Source organism: Shewanella carassii, from assembly GCF_002777975.1.
GTDB lineage: Bacteria > Pseudomonadota > Gammaproteobacteria > Enterobacterales > Shewanellaceae > Shewanella > Shewanella carassii.
In genome coordinates, this window is record NZ_NGVS01000028.1 from 1 (window position 1) to 16,008 (window position 16,008).

Consider the following 16,008-nt stretch of genomic DNA (forward strand, 5'->3'; position numbering starts at 1 on the left):
ATTATGAATACAAACACACTTCAAAACATTAATATTGGTGTTGATACCGGCAAATCACAGCTCGACATTTACATCCGTCCATTCGATGTCTTTTTTACCGTGCCAAACAACGAAAAGGGTATCAAACAAGCCTTAGCTACTATCAAAAAACACAACCCACAGCGTATCGTTATCGAAGCGACTGGGCGCCTAGAAATGCCCTTCGTGTTAGCGTGTACCGAGGCCAAGTTGCCTATTGTTCGTGCCAATCCTGTTCATATCAAACGCTTTGCCGGTGCTATTGGTCGTAGAGCCAAAAATGACCGCTTAGATGCACAGCTTATCGCCCATTATGGTGAAGCCATTAAACCTGAGTTAACGGTCATAAAGGCTAAGAACATACGTTTAATGAGTGACTTAGTAATTCGCCGCAATCAGCTGCTCGCGATGCAGACCATGGAGAAAAATCGTATTCAAATTTTGCCTAAGCACCTACATTCGACAATGACACCCATCCTGACTGCGATAAAAAATCAGGTCTCAAAGATTGAAAATAAGCTTGTCAAACTCATCGAAGATTGCCCCGAATACCAAACTAAAAATACCCTCTTACAAAGTGTACCTGGTATCGGCAATATCGCCGCTGCGTCTATCATCAGCAATGTGCCTGAGTTAGGCTACATTACCAACAAGCAAGCGGCTTCACTCATCGGCGTCGCCCCTATTACACGTGAAAGCGGACGCTACAAAGGGAAACGAGTCATCCAAGGAGGCCGCGCACAGGTGAGAACCGTTTTGTACATGGCCATGATGTCAGCCATGCAATGTAATCCAGTGATACTCCGTACGAACTCCAATAATCATTACTGAATCATTGGGGTCATTCTCGTATGGCTTCGTATCTCCTTGATACCAATTTTTTATTTTTTCAAACACGAGAATCTCTCCGAATCACTTAACATTTTATTTGTGCGCATGCGCGTTTACATCGTTGGACCAGTGAAAACGCGCACGGTTAACTATCTGTATGCAAAGAATTTATCAGCTTTCTGCCAAATATACCATCTGGAAAAACGCGCATGCGTGTTTTCCAAACCTATTAACTAAAATTCAGTTACTATATTCTCCTGATTTTATAGAGTTTTATTTATTTTGGATGGAATTAGTGCGCACTGATTTTGTCTAAAAATCATACCAAAACACCTAAATTTAAATGCGACTGTATACCCATACATTGTTAGTCGCTTTACGTTAGGTCCAAACATTAGGTAAATGGATGAGATTTTGTATGGCAACAAGAGTAGGAGTTTTCTATTGAGCCAACGAACCGAAACAAGGAATGGGGCAACAGCGTGTTTTCGATAAGATGTTTACCATTATTTCGCCCAGGTGAACTTGCAGAGGAAAAGTAACGAGCTGAATGATGTACAGCCTTACATTGAATCCCGATATCTGTGACCTGAAAATTAAATCTATTTACTCTTAGGCTTGTGTGCATTCCTTAAGCGCAACCTATTGTTTTTTGAACCCTAAAAACAAACCTGCATTCGTTGTTTATCTCAATAGTCACCGAAACACCACCAATAGGTGGCTTTTCGATGACTCTGAGGGACTGAGACGGCCTAAACCCTACTGAATACCACCAAAACACCACCAATAGGTTGCTTTTCGATGACGACCAAGGAAAGTTGTGGCTGCGCTACATCAGAAAGCCATCAACAGGTGGTTTTTGGATGATACCTGCCTAATTTTACCCAGTTTCTGATTTGTCCAAATTGGGCAGTTTGGCGTGCCAACAATGACTCCCCTCTAAGTAAAAATAATCCTGATTTTAATCAATCAGGAGATAAACCAATGAAATTGATCACTTTAACTACTGCGCTCGTCGCTGTCGGTATGCTGGCTGGTTGTACAACCAAAAGCATTGATTCAATCACGATGGACCACTACTTCCTTAATGCCCGCGACCTGTTCGTTATTCACGAAAAAAACGGAAATGAGTCATGCAACGTGTCTCACGATACTGGCAACTCGGATCAATTTAAGAAAGATCTTGGTGAGATTCGGGAGACCATTTACAAGTATCAGTGTGACTCCATAGTGATTCATGGCCGGTATCTTAATCCTGAAGTTAAATTTCAATGGGATAATCGAGGAAAGAGACCTGTTTGCTCAGTAACATTAAAAGCTAAAAATGAAGGTAAACATGGTTTATGGCCAGATGAACCAGCAGCCATCAGTCGGTCTTATGAATCAATGGCGGAGCTCAATTTACCAAACTGTGATTCCATTGATATCCGATGGCAGGAGGCTAAGTGATGCGTAATCAATTTAGTCTTAACAACCCTTATACCTGCCTGCATTGCTGCGGTAGCAGCTATCTAAAAATATTAGAGATCGCTGCTGAATCTAGTACCGCCGTTGATGCAATCAATACCATAGCTTCTCAGTTGGCACTTTTGGCAGCAGAGCGACGCGAATATTCTACCAGAAAACTAGCGGAACTATTTTCTTCAATCACCCCGAGCTTAGCGCTCCGGGACCCCATCTCACAGCAAGAAAAAGCCGTGCTTCGCCCGGATTTTTCTCCACACCCCACTCACCGCGAGTGGTCTGTCTCATCCGGCGCAGTAGCGCCTTCTGAGGGGACTCACGGCGCCTCTGCACATGCAGAGTTGCATAGGAGTCACACGCAAGAGAATCAGGGATAAGGGGGACTACAATGGGAGTTTCTAAGGCGTACCGCGTACAAATATATCCACCTAGACAAGTACATATTTTGTTGAAGGAACTAGCTAAAGAATCAGGGCAAACGGTTAGTAAAACGGCGGTGTCTTTGATTGAGCAGGCATTAAATAATGACTCAACACTGCACGAAATCAGAAATGTACAAGTGGATCAGAAGGAGATTTATCAGCAGCTAATTAACCTGCTGTCGATCAACGTAGCAACCACCGATTTTCTGCTCAAAAAGACCTGCTCTGAGGATGAAATGGCTGAGGCTAAACAGGTCATTTCAGCCCGCACAAATGCTTTGCGAGAGTATTTCATTGGAGGTGCTGAAAATGGCAACGATTAGAAAAGGTCGAGTCGGTGACTTTGTTCGTGGTGCGGATACATGGCTTCATAGCCAGCAGATGTTGTTATTCAGCGGAATTTGGATCTTTCTGCCTGGTGTTTTGTTGGCGATTGTCGGTGGCCTGTTATACATCGGAATAGACGCCGATGAATGTGTCTTGCAAAACGCCAGTACATATCTTTGGGCACAATTGAAGGCACTAGTACAACCATTTTCAAGCGTGACTATAGGAACCTGTGTTGCCCTAGATGGACGCGACTCTCTGCCATCCTCTGTGGTGATAAATGAACCACTATTCCAGGAAGCTGCTGTTAAGCTTCTCAAATCCTTTGGATTGGCTTTCATTTCGCTCTTTGTATTGTACTTGCCTATTGGTGTTTATCTTGTTGTTAGGGCCGTTAAAAGAGGTAAGGAAATCAAAGAAGACAAATATATTCGAGGTGCGAAACTTGTTTCAGCCGAAAAATTGAAAGGAGAAATCGTAGAAAAGCATGGTGTTTCTGATTTAACCCTCGGCGATTTCCCTTTACCCACAGGATTTTCAAAAAAGCATACCTTGATTAGTGGCACCACCGGGGCCGGTAAATCTACTGCACTAACTCATTTGCTTAAAGCTATTCGTGCTCGTGGAGACCGAGCCGTGGTATATGACAAGAAAGGCGAGTTCGTAGAGATGTTCTACCGGGACAGAGTTGATCACATACTCAATCCGGCAGATAGCCGCTCACACCAATGGACTCCATGGGAAGAAATGGCCTCACCATTCGATGCAGACTGGATAGCTGAGACACTTTTACCTAGTTCTAATAGTAATAGCGGTTCTGAGAAATTCTTTACATCCGCTGCCAGAGCCGTTGTTTCAGCCGCACTTCAGAATTTATATCTAGATGGACCGAAGTCATTGCTTTCACTTCTTCGGGCGACAGCGTGGAATGACCTTGAGTTACTCAAAGAACTGGTTGCAGGCACTCCAGCAGCGACATATTTCAATGAAGATAACGAGCGAACTCTCGAAAGTATCCGTTCAACCATCGTAGATGGTGTTCGTCCACTTCGCCTGTTGAAAGAAGAGAATAAAAAAGGATTCTTCTCAATAAGAGATTGGATTGCAGAAGGCGATGAACCTAATGCCGATGATAGTTGGTTGTTCTTACCAGTACGAGAATCTGAAATAGAAATACAGAAACCTCTCATCTCGACCTGGATACAAGCTGCGGCCAAAGGGTTGATGGCGCGTGGGGTTAATAACGAACGGACTCTTTGGATTGTTGTCGATGAGCTACCAAGCCTCAAAAAAATTCCTGCTCTTTCAATGTTGATGGCCGAAGGGCGGGGCTTCGGTGCGGCTGTTGTTTTGGGTATTCAGGAAATAAACCAGCTAGAGGAAGAGTTCGGGAAAAACACCTCTAAAACCATACTTGGCTTATGCTCCACGCAGCTTCATTTCCGTTTGAATAATGCCGACACTGCGGAATGGGTCTCCAAGGTACTTGGTGAAGCTGAGCGTGAGGAAGTTGATGAAGACTTAAACTACTCCGCCGATGACATTCGAGACGGCGTTCGGGTCAGTTCTAAACGTCAAAACCGAAAAATTGTTCTTCCCAGTGAAATCATGGATCTGCCTGATTTGTCTTGTTTTGTCAAAATTTGGGGTGTGGAGAGTAAAGCCCGTATTGATATTCCTTTCTTGAGGCTTCCGAAGATCGCTGATGGTTTTATTCAAGGTGATGAGAATGAGACGGTTGGTATGCGCCTGCTCAATGCCGCACGAGCCTTAAAAATGGAAGCTGATGTTGGCTATGTTCCGAAAGAGATTTCCGATGAGCGGGACGTTGATGAGTTTAAAAGGCCAATACCAAGCCCAAGTGACTTAGAGCAGGAACTAAATTCAGTATTGGGAACGGTTGGAATGGATGATGATTTGGTATTTGGCCTGCTTGGGAAAGGAGGCAAAAAATCATGATGTCTGCGTCTTCTATTAAAAGTGCCGGAGCTGCCGGTCATTACTTTGAGCATGATGACTACTATGTAGACGGGCTATCTCCTTCCGCATGGGTAGGCTCTGGAGCTGAGGCTCTCAGTCTTGTTGGTGAGGTGGAGCGGGAAACTTTTAAATCACTTCTGGATGGGCGGCTCCCAGACGGTCAACAGGTTGGCACTTTCCGTGACGGCGAATGGAAACATCAACCAGGGACCGACCTCACTTTTTCAGCACCTAAGAGTGTTTCTATTCTGGCAGAGGTAGCAGGCGACAAACGGCTTCTCGAAGCCCATGACCAGGCTGTCCAAGCGGTACTTCAATATATAGAGAGCGAATATATTGTCACAAGGAATCGCAACCGTACTAAGGATACCGTTGAATACGAGAAAACAGGTTCGCTGGTCGCAGCCACTTTCAAACACACAACCAGTCGTGCCCTTGATCCTCAGCTTCACACACACTGCGTGGTAATGAACTTAACACAGCGAAATGACGGCCAGTGGCGCTCAACGGAGAATAAACCAATCTTCATTGACCAAAAGCACCTTGGTCTGGTCTACCGTCAATTTCTCGCTCAAGAGGTTGGTTCACTGGGCTTTCGACTAGAGCACCAGGGTAAAGATGGGACCTGGGAGATTGCTGGGGTAAGTAAAGATACTGTACGTGAACTGTCGAAACGATCAGAGGCAATCGGAGATGCGCTGGAGGCTAGGGGAAAGACTCGTGAAACGGCCACGGCTGGGGAAAAGGAGACCGCCACGCTCGACACGCGGGATCGAAAAGTCGCTGCTGAGCGTGGTGAACTTCTGAATCGCTGGCATGCAGAATTGGGTGAAGAGAAGCTGACAGAATTGGAAGGGGTCATAGCTCTGTCTCGGGAGAATACCCCATCCCTGGAGCGGCAATCCGAGGCGATTTTGGCGCGGGTTCAATTAGCCAACGAAGCCGTCATGTGGGCGACTGAGCACCTTGGAGAACGTGATACGTCTTGGGCACACCACGATCTAGTCAAAGTGGCTAGCCGTTATGCCGGATCGCGAGTACTACTTTCTGATGTAACGAATGCAATTGATGCTGCAATTCGCAGTGGTCAGCTCATAGAGAAGTCGGTTAGAACCTTTGATAAGGTCAGCAAGCAAGAGATTGATGTTCGGGGATATACGTCGAAAGCGGCCATCGCCATCGAGGATGAGGTGATCAAGGAGGAATACCTTGGCCGCGACCGAGTTCAGGCATTGTGCAGCCGGGAACAGGCGGCTGCGGCCATTTCTAATGCCGAGGAGAAAGCCAACGAATTGGGGTACGAGTGGAACGCTGACCAACGGAGAGCTACCGAGGGCATTCTGCTCACAGAGAATCGGATCGTTGGAGTGCAAGGGTTCGCAGGTACGGCTAAAACTACCTCCGTCCTACGAACTGTAGCTGAGACCGCGAGGGATATGGGGTATGAGGTTAGGGGGCTTACCCCTACGAATTCTGCTGGTCAGAGTTTGATTGATGGTGCTGAAATTCAGTCTGGAACAATTCAGTCTTTTCTGGCACAAAACCGCAACGAGTGGGTTCAAGAACGGAAAACTCATACCCAGATCGATAAAATTGATAAGCGGTTAGAGCAAATCGAAAAAGCCCTCTCCAATCCATATGTTGATGAAAAGACTGGGGTTCGGATTCCCGAGAATTCGCCGCTCTATCAGAAACGACTCGACGAACTCCAATATGAAAGATCAGAGTTACAGGGAGAACGTGACGGTCTTGGAAAAATGTTGGAAAAAACTCCTCAACTTTGGATTGTGGATGAGTCCAGCATGGTAGGAACCAAGCTAATGCGAGACCTCTTGCAACGTGCGGGGCAATCGGGGGCTCGTGTCGTATTGACCGGTGATGTTCGTCAGCTAGCCTCAGTCGAAGCTGGTGCTGCTTTCAGGCAGCTTCAAAATCACGGGATGGAAACCTACCATCTGGAAGAAATCGTTCGGCAGACGAACCGAGGAACAAGGGATGCGGTATACCTCTCCCTAATGAAAAGGGCCTCTAATGCTCTAAGTCGGTTACAGGAGAGTGGCAGCACGATAAAAGAATTGGTCGCGCATAAGAAAAGTGGAAAAATTGACCATGAGAAAAGCGGTGAAGCCCGCAGACAAGAGCTTGTGACGGACTACATGGCTCTTGCGCCGCAGGAACGAGCCAAAAGTATCATCCTCGAACCAAGCCGAGAGGGCCGTCGTCGCACGAATGAATTAGTTCGTGACGCCCTAAAAAAAGAAGGTGCTCTGGGCGAAGAGCTGCGTACTAACCAGCTATCACCGGTCGATGCAACAGAAGCTGAAAGGCGTATGGTGACATCGTATCAAAATGGGCAAATCGTCCGGTTTGCGCGTAGCTTCAAGCGTGAGGGCATCAAGAAGGGCCTGTATTATCAGGTTGTTGGTCGAGATAACCACGATATCTTGCTTAAGAAGTTCGGGGCCAATGAGCAGGCTGAGCTGATTCGCTTCTCCCCTGAACGCTATGCGGCCAAGAACATCCAGATGTTCAACCTAACTGAAAGTGGTTTGGCCGTTGGTGAGAAGATCGTGTGGCGTGATAATGATAAGCCGACTGGACGATTGAACAATGACACGGCCACTGTTGAGAAGATAGAAGGCACGAACGTAACCTTCAGACTTTCAAATGGTAAAACTGGTGAGTTTGATATGTCCAAGCTGGCTAATTCCCATTGGGATCACGGTTACGCCATGACTGTTCACGCTGCCCAAGGTAAGACAGCCCAGAACGTGTTTGTGCACGCTGAAACCAACCGAGAAGCTTTATTGAACACGGAACAGTTCTATGTGCAGATATCAAGAGCAAAGGACCGCGTGTATCTCTATACCGATTCAAAAGAAGGGCTGGTTCGAGCTGTAGAGCAACGATCAGGTCAAAAACAGACGGCTAAGGAAAGCCGTTACCAGTCTCTGGAACCGCTGGATCACTTGATTGATAAGCTATGGCAACAACCAGAGTCAGGACGCTCGTCAACGCAGACAACAGGTAAATCTCAGGCTAAAGGTATATCAAGAGGCGACAGTGAACGCAGTCTAACTAGATAATTGCGGTCTATTGTCCAAAAAGGGCAGTTTGGCGTACTGGCTAGACTGCCCTTTTATTTGAAAATGGAATGGATACAGAACCAAAAGGGAGATCTAAAAGTGAAAGTTCTTTTTACGTCAATAGTTGTAATGACTGCACTGGCAGGTTGCTCCGCGACCATGCCTAACATCGCCGGCAAGACTAAGACAGATACGTCGGTCCAGAAAATTGAAAAAACAGATCCGGACACACAAGCAGCACTAGCCGACATGAAACTCGTTGGATTCAGACAGGAAGACTTCGGCAGTGAGGAGGCATTCAACTCGGCAGCTAAGATGGTGGCAAATTTAGGTGCCGAGTGGCAAACCTTTAACTCTTGGACCGAGGCGTTGCTAGAGCCGGGTTATCAATCAGCAGCCCTGGAGCGCATTCGTACAGCCAACGATGAGCGACGCCAAAAAGAAAGGAAGGTGAATTTTTCAAAAATAGATCGCTATTCCGACGAAGCAGATAAGGCTATGAAGTATGGATTCCATGATTGCTTCAATGATTCTGGTCAACTGTTCTCAGTAGACGATTTTATCGACCATTATGCGCTTACCAACGTTGCCTCTTTCAAAAGCACGGTTGAGTTTTATGAGCGTTGTCTAATCAACGGAGGTGGTGAGTGTACGGAGAACGGTCAGGAACTGAGCTTGGATAAATTCTTGGTGAAGCACAATACAGCCGCTCCACAAGCGCGTAAGGATTTAGCCTTTAATGAATATTACGAATACTGTGCAGTACGGACTCCAGTTTCATCTGTTCAATACACTATCTCGGCTCATGATAATGATGTGATGGGCAGCCTTATTGCGGCAGCGGCGTCGCGGGTTGGTTGGGATAGTGCGCTTAAAATGTCTCGAGATGTGTTAAACATGCAATCCAGATCTGGAGCAATGAATATGATTGCTGCCAACTTCTATAATTATCAACGAACTGGATACTTTGATGCGTTTGATATCAGACCGTTCGCAATTGGGCGCTCCAGTGTCATCTCAGTAATGCACGTGGGTGGTATGTGTGCAGCGTTTGGTACAGGTAGTAGCAGCCAGGATAGTGACATCGAAATTGATGAGCTCGCTATCGCGCTGGGAGCTAAACCTCGTCAAACGAATGGGGGTTACCACTGTTTGAAATGGACAGACGGTAACTGGAAACGTGTTGCTGATTACATTGCTGGCGAAAGCGAGGGTCTTCGTGGGTTTATGTCGGTGTACTCTCCTGCATTCAACAACTATCAGGTGCCTTATTGGAGCTATCCCGGTCCGTACCAGCACGACTCAACTATTCAGACTCAACTCCAGAAAAAAGGAAGTGGTATTGCAAGTTACACAGAGAAAGTCACGGAGCGGGAAACCTGCTCTACATATGCGGCAGGTCATTCAGGACTCGCAACTTGGTCTTATCCTGCCTGTGATTACCTAGAAAAGGCAAGCGAGTCAATGAAGGCCAAAGAAAAAATGATGCAAGCGGCAGGTCGGTTTGATGCCTACATATGTAGCAGGTCTGAGGCTGTGAATGGTTATGGAAAACCGGATCTGTCACGTTGTCCCACAGTCTTTTCTCGCGAACAGATAGAAGCTGGCGAACACAAACGCTAGATCATCGAATTCAACTTCTTCACTCATTCTTTTAGGGGCTCAGGCCCCTTTCTTTTTTGTCCAAATTGGGCACTTTGCCGTGCCATCTAAAGCTTGCTCACCTGAGAAAATATTAGCTCAAAGAGAGTAGAGATAAATGAGGACACTATGGCGGCAGAGATTCAAGGTAACGGATTAGTACTTCCAATAAATGACGCTCACATTCATCAAAGACGAGGTGTAACCGCGGCAAGAGCAGAATCTGGTGAACCTCTTCATTTCACGGTATTGAAGTGCCTCGATGGTCGATACACAAAAACATATTGTGGACTCGCCAGAGTCGATAACACCGATGACTTTTTGAAGATCATGGAGTGGGGAGATCACTTCGAACCTATTGCTTCTTGGTATCAAGGCGGCACTCAATGATTACCAGTATTTTCAGAAAAATCTTCAGAAGAGAGCCCAAGCCTGATCTGTATTCTCAACTATCCAACCTTGTGGCTGAAATGCGGACTTATCAGGCTGAGATCGAGCGCTTTCATGCAGATATAGAGGCGTCAGCTAGCCACGTTGAACACATTACCGAGCCCAATAATTTCATTAGCGCAGAGTGGGTTAATGGAAATCTACATGTAAAACATCGTCATTAAGAGGTAATTGGAATGGAATTGAACGAAAAAGCGAAAGTTGCGGCGCTCTATCAAGAACTTAGCAAAGCTGATGTCTCTGACCCTAACAAGTTGGTTGGGCAGCTTGAATCGGCGGCTAAGTCAATTGTGCAAAGTATGAATAGTCATCCTATTAAAGATGAGCAGATTAAAACTAGCGTTTTTGATCATGTTCATATGAATGAGCAGTATCGGCAATTATCTGAGCAGCAGATGAAAATTGTTGATTCTGTCCAGTTACTAATGAAGCAGGTTGAAAGCATGGGGCTCGATAAACCAACCCAAGATAACTGGCTCTCTAAAACGCTTTCTAACTATCAAAGAGGTTATCTGGAGAACGATATTTTCACTGAAGCAGCAGGCGCCATGGTGTGGATGGCTGCAAAGGCTATCCAGAAAATCTTTTTTGAGCCAGATAACGCCAAGCAGCAACAAGCTGCCCAGGAGCTAAAAAAAGATATTGGGAAAATGACAAAGGCCCTAGGTGTTGAGTTATCCCGCCTTCAACTAGAGGTCAAAACAGAACAGCGGCATGGACTGATGTCAGATGCAATAAGCAATGCCAAACGGTTGGAGCAAAGCGGCCAACAGAAGGAGGCTGATAAGCTGATAGTTAGCACCTATAACAAGTTATCTCATTCTGCCAAGAAAGAGTACAGCCAATATCAACCTCGCCCAGAGCATCAAAAAGCTATATCCCGATCTCACTCGAGAGAGAAAGAACGTCAAGCGGTATCGTCAATTCAGCACCAACAACACAGTGAAAAAAGAATCGACCGTGACAAAAACAAGTCAATTGGTCGTTGAGAATTACATTCAAGAAAATGAGGAAACTGAAATGAAAAAAGCAATCTTAGCAGTGGCTACCGCATCTATGCTCTCTTTGGCTGGGTGTGCGACAAAGCCTGGAATTAACGACGCTTCACTTATGGTTTTTAAGTTCCCAGTAAGTGGTGACGCTATTGATGTTACTTACAAGATTGAGCATGGAAAAGACTGTCTCATTACCATGGCGCTCGGTCCTCAAAGTAATGAACAGAAATATATGACTGCTCTTGACTTGGAATCTCGACGTTGCCTAGAGGATGTAACAGGAGAGAGTCAAGCAGGATTACATCTGGACCTCTCTGATGTTCGTGACAATAATCCGGCGGTGATTAATTATAGCCTGACAGGGCCAAGCCTATTGGAGGAACTGGGTAAACGATTGGAGCTTAAATCGGATGAGGAAACATAAGCATCACTCCAAATGTTAAAAAGGCAGGCTAACCTGCCTTTTTTATGGTTCATCGCAGATTATCGTGGACTGGAAATGAAAACGGCTGAAGAGTTATTGTTTAGTCGCCAAACAAAAACAATGACCTGTACTAGCTCAGGCCTGATCTGACAGTTACCCGTTTTTGGGTGCCGTTGTCAGATTAGATTTACTAGGCTCATGTGAATAGCCCTACTTTTAAATATTTTGAGTACCTGTTTTGTCTTGCTGATGTTCTTCCAAAGCATTGAAGATGATACAGAGTGATTCATGGCATCTTTCGCAGAGGTCATTAAAGTGGTTTCTAAGTGAACCAAAGTCCTTGATGGCATCTAGTCTGATTTGCTCAGCGGTTTGTCCTGAAATATGTCCCTTGAGGACACTTCTCAGATTATGAGCATCATGCCAAGGAGTAAGGACGCTACGTGCATGTTCCGCATCAAAACCACACCCCAAGAGGCACCATTCAACTAGTTTCAATTCTCTATCTTTATCCGGTGGATTTTGACCAAGCGTCTTCGCTTTAGCTTTCAATTGTTTCTTGATTAAACCTTCGACTAATACCTGATCCAACCTTAAAATTTCCTCTTTCCACTCATCGACAGACTTTGAATAAACAGAGTGGAGGGATTGCTTCACAACACGATTTTTCATTCTCCACCAAGTTGTTCCTTTGGAATCAAGCTCGTCCAATTTTCGCTTGAGATCTTCAACTGGGTTACAAACTTTAAACCAATTTCCCTTAAAGTCTGTTTCTAAAGCTCTCTCTGAAATAGGTGCTCTAGGCTTCTCATTATATTGCTTCCAGTGCAATTGTTCTGAGTATGGCAGTTTCTGTAGATCGCCTAGATAAGTATGGATTTGTCCAGCTTCGTTAATGTCGTAGCTCTTTAAATACCAACCCGCTCTAGATGTTATTGATCTTTCCTCTAAGGTGTATTTATCAGTGTCGGACTTGTATTTGAGAATAACTTCAGCATTGAAGAATGCTGGGCTTAATTCAAAGGCTTTATCTGAGTCTGTAAAGTAATTATCAATAGCGGATGGAGCACATGATATCTCTTCAATACGCTTGTTCTTCCAATCTTGAGCAATAAACGTTGTATACTGTTGTTCGTCTGAAGTATTGTGTTCATTATCTTCATGTATCGGCGCAAATGCTTGAACACCTCTAAAGTAGCTAGCGTTAGAGATGACTTTGCGCTTGCCAAACACACCTTGTTCAGCCACGACTTCTTCTGGTGATGAACCCCAGCTAGTGAAGTTTGCATAGTCAATTCTATCAACATCAAATAACCTTACGACTGCTGTTTCGGTTAGATAGCAGTACTCTGCTAATACGCTGAATCTAATCGAAACTACAGTGCCATACTCTTCACCTTCTCTCTCCAACTGATGAATTTTGATGACTTCGTCGATATCACCATTTTTATCAAGTTTGCACCAAGAATTCAGTTCATGCATATAGTGCAACTCCATAACTTGCAAGAACTTTTCAGAGACCTCTATGTAGCTCTCTCGCCCTCTTACACCGTGAAAATAACGCTTAAATATGAGAGGCTCACCTTTGCTCAAAACACTAGGTTTACAACTTTCTAGTGGTGGCTCGACCCACGATTTGTCACGACCACCACCGCTACAAACAGACCATCCACCATTGTTGTAATCCCAAGAAGCCATTTGATGAGGGTCAGATTTAGACAGTTCATTTTTTAGCACAAGGACAGTATTAAGAAGAGTAGTTTTTGCTGATGCATGAAGAATTATGTCATCGTCATTTGCATCACTAACTAAAAAATCAACGACATCCTTCTGGGATACCCACTCTGCAAAATCCTCTTTTTTAGAGGGAATTGAAAAAAAATTGATAAGGCTTCCAAGACGACAAACATCCATTGCAACAATCCTCATGCAGGGCTTATTATAACAATAACATACTAATCTACTATGCATATATTGAGCGGCTGTTGCAATTAGTGACCTGATTACAGGTTCAGCAGTTTACATATGAGGATTAAAAATCGGGTTGTTAACTATGAATTTCAATTATCTTGAATCGTTCCCTCTGCCAGAATCCATTTTGCCACATAGACTAAAAGAGTTACTGAAGCCTGTAGGTCTATCTCCTGATTTGCGTGTTGAGGTCGCTTGCATGCAGGAGACTGATCTTTATGGAGAAAATGCAGAACACTTACACCTTCAGATTGCTGTTGTTCCTGAGGGCAACGATGGCCCAATTGAAGTCTTGAGGGAAGCGGGGCAAGGTGTTGTGACTTACTCTGTTCCTTTTGGTGAAGAAAAGGCAGAGTCTGCTCAATTCAGTCCTTCAATCTCTGGGTATGATTACATAGTCGCGGCTTGGGGGGACGCTTCCTTTTACACTTTTAACCTCGCTGAAAAAGTTTGGATGACTCTTGGTCTCACCCCTCGCTGCATAGGTAATGAAGAACAACGACTCATATATGACGCCTTAAACTTACCAGAATTTGATGTTGCTGAGGGGGAAGTATCAAGTGAGTATCAAGGTCACTTGAAGCGCGATGTGTGCTGGAAAATGTCCAATGAATACCTCCGCCGTTATTTGTGGCTGCGTGGAGCTAAAGGCGTGCGTGTTTTTTTCTACGAAGCTCAATTAGAAGACACCCCAGAGTTACGAGAATCATTGAATGGTAAATCTCATATTGTATTAAAACCAACTGAAGGTCCCCAATGGTATGAGTTAGATCTCCGAGAACACAAAGGAGGGATTCTTCTTCAGCTCTGGGCTTCGGTTGAAGCTGTTTTACCAGAACTGTGCTTGGAGCAAGACGCAGAGACCTTGCTTTGGGCAAATGACAAAGAGCCCATGACACATGCTAGAGCAAATGCGCTTATGGCTAACTACAACGTCTACTTGGATGATCGCTTCCTCGAAAAATATGAGCAAAGTAACTTCTATGACACCACACCCATAAACATCTATGGACGGTGGTGGTGTTCACCTTCATATAAAGGGCAGTGGAGCTTTACTGAATGCCAACGCGTTGGACGAAACTTAATCCGAGTACCGATTCGTGAGCTGTATAAGGCTAAGCCTGATAGAGAAATTGTTCATGCGTATAATTACGAGATCAAGCCAGAGGTTGTTGAACAATTAGATCTAGATGAAGAGCATATAACAATAAAGGTGCAAAGACTTCTAGAAGGCTTGCTACGTTTGGGGGAAGGGCTATCAGCACTAGGGGAGACAACTGGGCAACTGTATTCCCCTGAAGATCTTACAGGTTTTAGTCGAGAAGAAGTAGACGCTAATGGATGGTTGCATTACCCATCTCTCGTGCGACTAGCTCAGGTCGCGCCGCTAGATATGACACAACAGGCATTTTTGGCTCGGTGTAAGAGTCTCCATGAGATTCTTCAAAAAACCCCAAATGGTTTTCTCAAGTCACTTCTTTGCCATGCTGGGTGTCCAAGCACTGACGTGAAAAATCTAGGAAGTTTAAAGTTGATGCAAAGTCTTTTGAACGTACTCGAATCTTTGAACGAACAGCATGAAACTATTGATTGCTTTACATCAGAAAATGTACCTGAGGGTTGGAAAAAACGAAATGCCACATTAACGCCGCTGTTCTTGAATAACGAGCTTAGGATCGCTGATGCCCATGATGCAGTTAAGAAATGTATTGATACTCTGCAAGACCTTGGGTTTGATACCGCCAGTTTAAGCGTCGGCTATGGAAGAGCTTTTGACTTTGTTATAGATGCTGTCAGTGAATCGATTAACTGTATTGCCACTCACATTGAACAACTGCTAGAACGACATTAATTGCTTCTCGGATTAAAAACCGAACTGAACCACTATACTTTTTCTAATCCTATCGATTGGAGCTAGAACAAACGTTCTAGCTCACTTTTGTCCAATAGTGAGTTACGGTACCGGCAGTTCGACATTACGATCTAGTCGTGGCTAACCTGCGGATGTGTATGATCGAGTATGAGTTACCGCAACCTCTATTTTTCTTGCTCTGCTTCCTTCAATGCTTTTCTCATCTCAGCTAAGTCTCCTTTGAGGTCATCCATTGACTCACCGTTAGCCGCTTCCAACTGAGCGCGCAGTTTTTTGAGCTGCTTGATTCGCTCGTTCCGTTCAGCGTTTTCCGACGAGAGGAGGGCCTTATCATGCTGGTTGGGTAGATCAAACTCAGACCAAGCCTTAGAGAAGTCACGATGAAATTCTTCCGAGCGAATTTGTTGTTGAACTTCATGTGTTTTTTGTTGGATAAGAACTTCCTGCCTACCAGTTAAGGCAAAGTAGATCACAATGGCTGTGACTGGGCAGGCAATGATGATGCCATACAGTACAGATTTCATTT

Annotated in this window: 12 protein-coding genes and 1 pseudogene; 11 read left to right on the forward strand and 2 right to left on the reverse strand. The window is 44.9% G+C overall.

Going from position 1 to position 16,008, the window contains the following annotated elements; translation table 11 throughout:
* Positions 1-3: 3 nt before the first annotated feature.
* From CBE72_RS13330 to CBE72_RS13380, 10 genes and pseudogenes are all read left to right on the forward strand, one after another.
* Positions 4-828 (forward strand): annotated as a pseudogene (locus CBE72_RS13330) (IS110 family RNA-guided transposase); the annotation flags it as partial.
* A gap of 1,005 nt (positions 829-1,833) precedes the next feature.
* Positions 1,834-2,298, forward strand: a complete 465-nt coding sequence (locus CBE72_RS13335; protein ID WP_100144120.1) for a hypothetical protein — start codon at positions 1,834-1,836, stop codon at positions 2,296-2,298.
* On the forward strand, positions 2,298-2,690 hold the full coding sequence (locus CBE72_RS13340) for a hypothetical protein (RefSeq protein WP_083399816.1): 393 nt from the start codon (positions 2,298-2,300) through the stop codon (positions 2,688-2,690). The genes CBE72_RS13335 and CBE72_RS13340 overlap by 1 nt, the downstream gene beginning before the upstream one ends.
* Positions 2,691-2,701: 11 nt before the next feature.
* Positions 2,702-3,058: a hypothetical protein gene (locus CBE72_RS13345; RefSeq protein ID WP_010377289.1), complete on the forward strand. Its 357-nt coding sequence runs from the start codon at positions 2,702-2,704 to the stop codon at positions 3,056-3,058.
* Positions 3,045-5,021: a type IV secretion system DNA-binding domain-containing protein gene (locus CBE72_RS13350; RefSeq protein WP_039036069.1), complete on the forward strand. Its 1,977-nt coding sequence runs from the start codon at positions 3,045-3,047 to the stop codon at positions 5,019-5,021. The genes CBE72_RS13345 and CBE72_RS13350 overlap by 14 nt, the downstream gene beginning before the upstream one ends.
* A complete protein-coding gene (mobF, locus tag CBE72_RS13355; protein WP_100144122.1) occupies positions 5,018-8,128 on the forward strand; it encodes a MobF family relaxase in 3,111 nt (1,036 codons plus the stop codon). The genes CBE72_RS13350 and mobF overlap by 4 nt, the downstream gene beginning before the upstream one ends.
* 99 nt (positions 8,129-8,227) lie before the next feature.
* On the forward strand, positions 8,228-9,751 hold the full coding sequence (locus tag CBE72_RS13360; RefSeq protein ID WP_229672021.1) for a hypothetical protein: 1,524 nt from the start codon (positions 8,228-8,230) through the stop codon (positions 9,749-9,751).
* Positions 9,752-9,898: 147 nt separating this feature from the next.
* Entirely contained in the window at positions 9,899-10,159 is a 261-nt protein-coding gene (locus CBE72_RS13365; protein ID WP_071476499.1) for a hypothetical protein, read from the forward strand.
* Positions 10,160-10,395: 236 nt separating this feature from the next.
* Positions 10,396-11,208, forward strand: a complete 813-nt coding sequence (locus CBE72_RS13375; RefSeq protein WP_071476501.1) for a hypothetical protein — start codon at positions 10,396-10,398, stop codon at positions 11,206-11,208.
* Positions 11,180-11,638, forward strand: a complete 459-nt coding sequence (locus tag CBE72_RS13380; protein ID WP_071476502.1) for a hypothetical protein — start codon at positions 11,180-11,182, stop codon at positions 11,636-11,638. Before CBE72_RS13375 ends, CBE72_RS13380 begins: the two co-directional genes overlap by 29 nt.
* 216 nt (positions 11,639-11,854) lie before the next feature.
* Here the strand turns inward: CBE72_RS13380 and CBE72_RS13385 are convergent, their stop codons facing one another.
* Positions 11,855-13,552, reverse strand: coding sequence for a hypothetical protein (locus CBE72_RS13385; RefSeq protein WP_071476503.1), 1,698 nt, complete (start codon positions 13,550-13,552; stop codon positions 11,855-11,857).
* 139 nt (positions 13,553-13,691) lie between these two features.
* Between CBE72_RS13385 and CBE72_RS13390 the strand changes: the two genes are divergently transcribed.
* A complete protein-coding gene (locus CBE72_RS13390; RefSeq protein WP_071476504.1) occupies positions 13,692-15,461 on the forward strand; it encodes a hypothetical protein in 1,770 nt (589 codons plus the stop codon).
* A 185-nt stretch (positions 15,462-15,646) separates the two neighbouring features.
* Here the strand turns inward: CBE72_RS13390 and CBE72_RS13395 are convergent, their stop codons facing one another.
* Positions 15,647-16,006 (reverse strand): hypothetical protein, encoded by a 360-nt coding sequence (locus CBE72_RS13395; protein ID WP_071476505.1) that lies wholly within the window; start codon positions 16,004-16,006, stop codon positions 15,647-15,649.
* Between the last annotated feature and the right edge of the window lie 2 nt (positions 16,007-16,008).

Coding starts and splice junctions, on each gene's coding strand:
- CBE72_RS13350 (WP_039036069.1), top strand. CDS start 3,045: ATGGCAACGATTAGAAAAGGTCGAGTCGGTGACTTTGTTCGTGGTGCG.
- CBE72_RS13385 (WP_071476503.1), bottom strand. CDS start 13,552: ATGGATGTTTGTCGTCTTGGAAGCCTTATCAATTTTTTTTCAATTCCC.
- CBE72_RS13340 (WP_083399816.1), top strand. CDS start 2,298: ATGCGTAATCAATTTAGTCTTAACAACCCTTATACCTGCCTGCATTGC.
- mobF (WP_100144122.1), top strand. CDS start 5,018: ATGATGTCTGCGTCTTCTATTAAAAGTGCCGGAGCTGCCGGTCATTAC.
- CBE72_RS13335 (WP_100144120.1), top strand. CDS start 1,834: ATGAAATTGATCACTTTAACTACTGCGCTCGTCGCTGTCGGTATGCTG.
- CBE72_RS13390 (WP_071476504.1), top strand. CDS start 13,692: ATGAATTTCAATTATCTTGAATCGTTCCCTCTGCCAGAATCCATTTTG.
- CBE72_RS13395 (WP_071476505.1), bottom strand. CDS start 16,006: ATGAAATCTGTACTGTATGGCATCATCATTGCCTGCCCAGTCACAGCC.
- CBE72_RS13365 (WP_071476499.1), top strand. CDS start 9,899: ATGGCGGCAGAGATTCAAGGTAACGGATTAGTACTTCCAATAAATGAC.
- CBE72_RS13375 (WP_071476501.1), top strand. CDS start 10,396: ATGGAATTGAACGAAAAAGCGAAAGTTGCGGCGCTCTATCAAGAACTT.
- CBE72_RS13345 (WP_010377289.1), top strand. CDS start 2,702: ATGGGAGTTTCTAAGGCGTACCGCGTACAAATATATCCACCTAGACAA.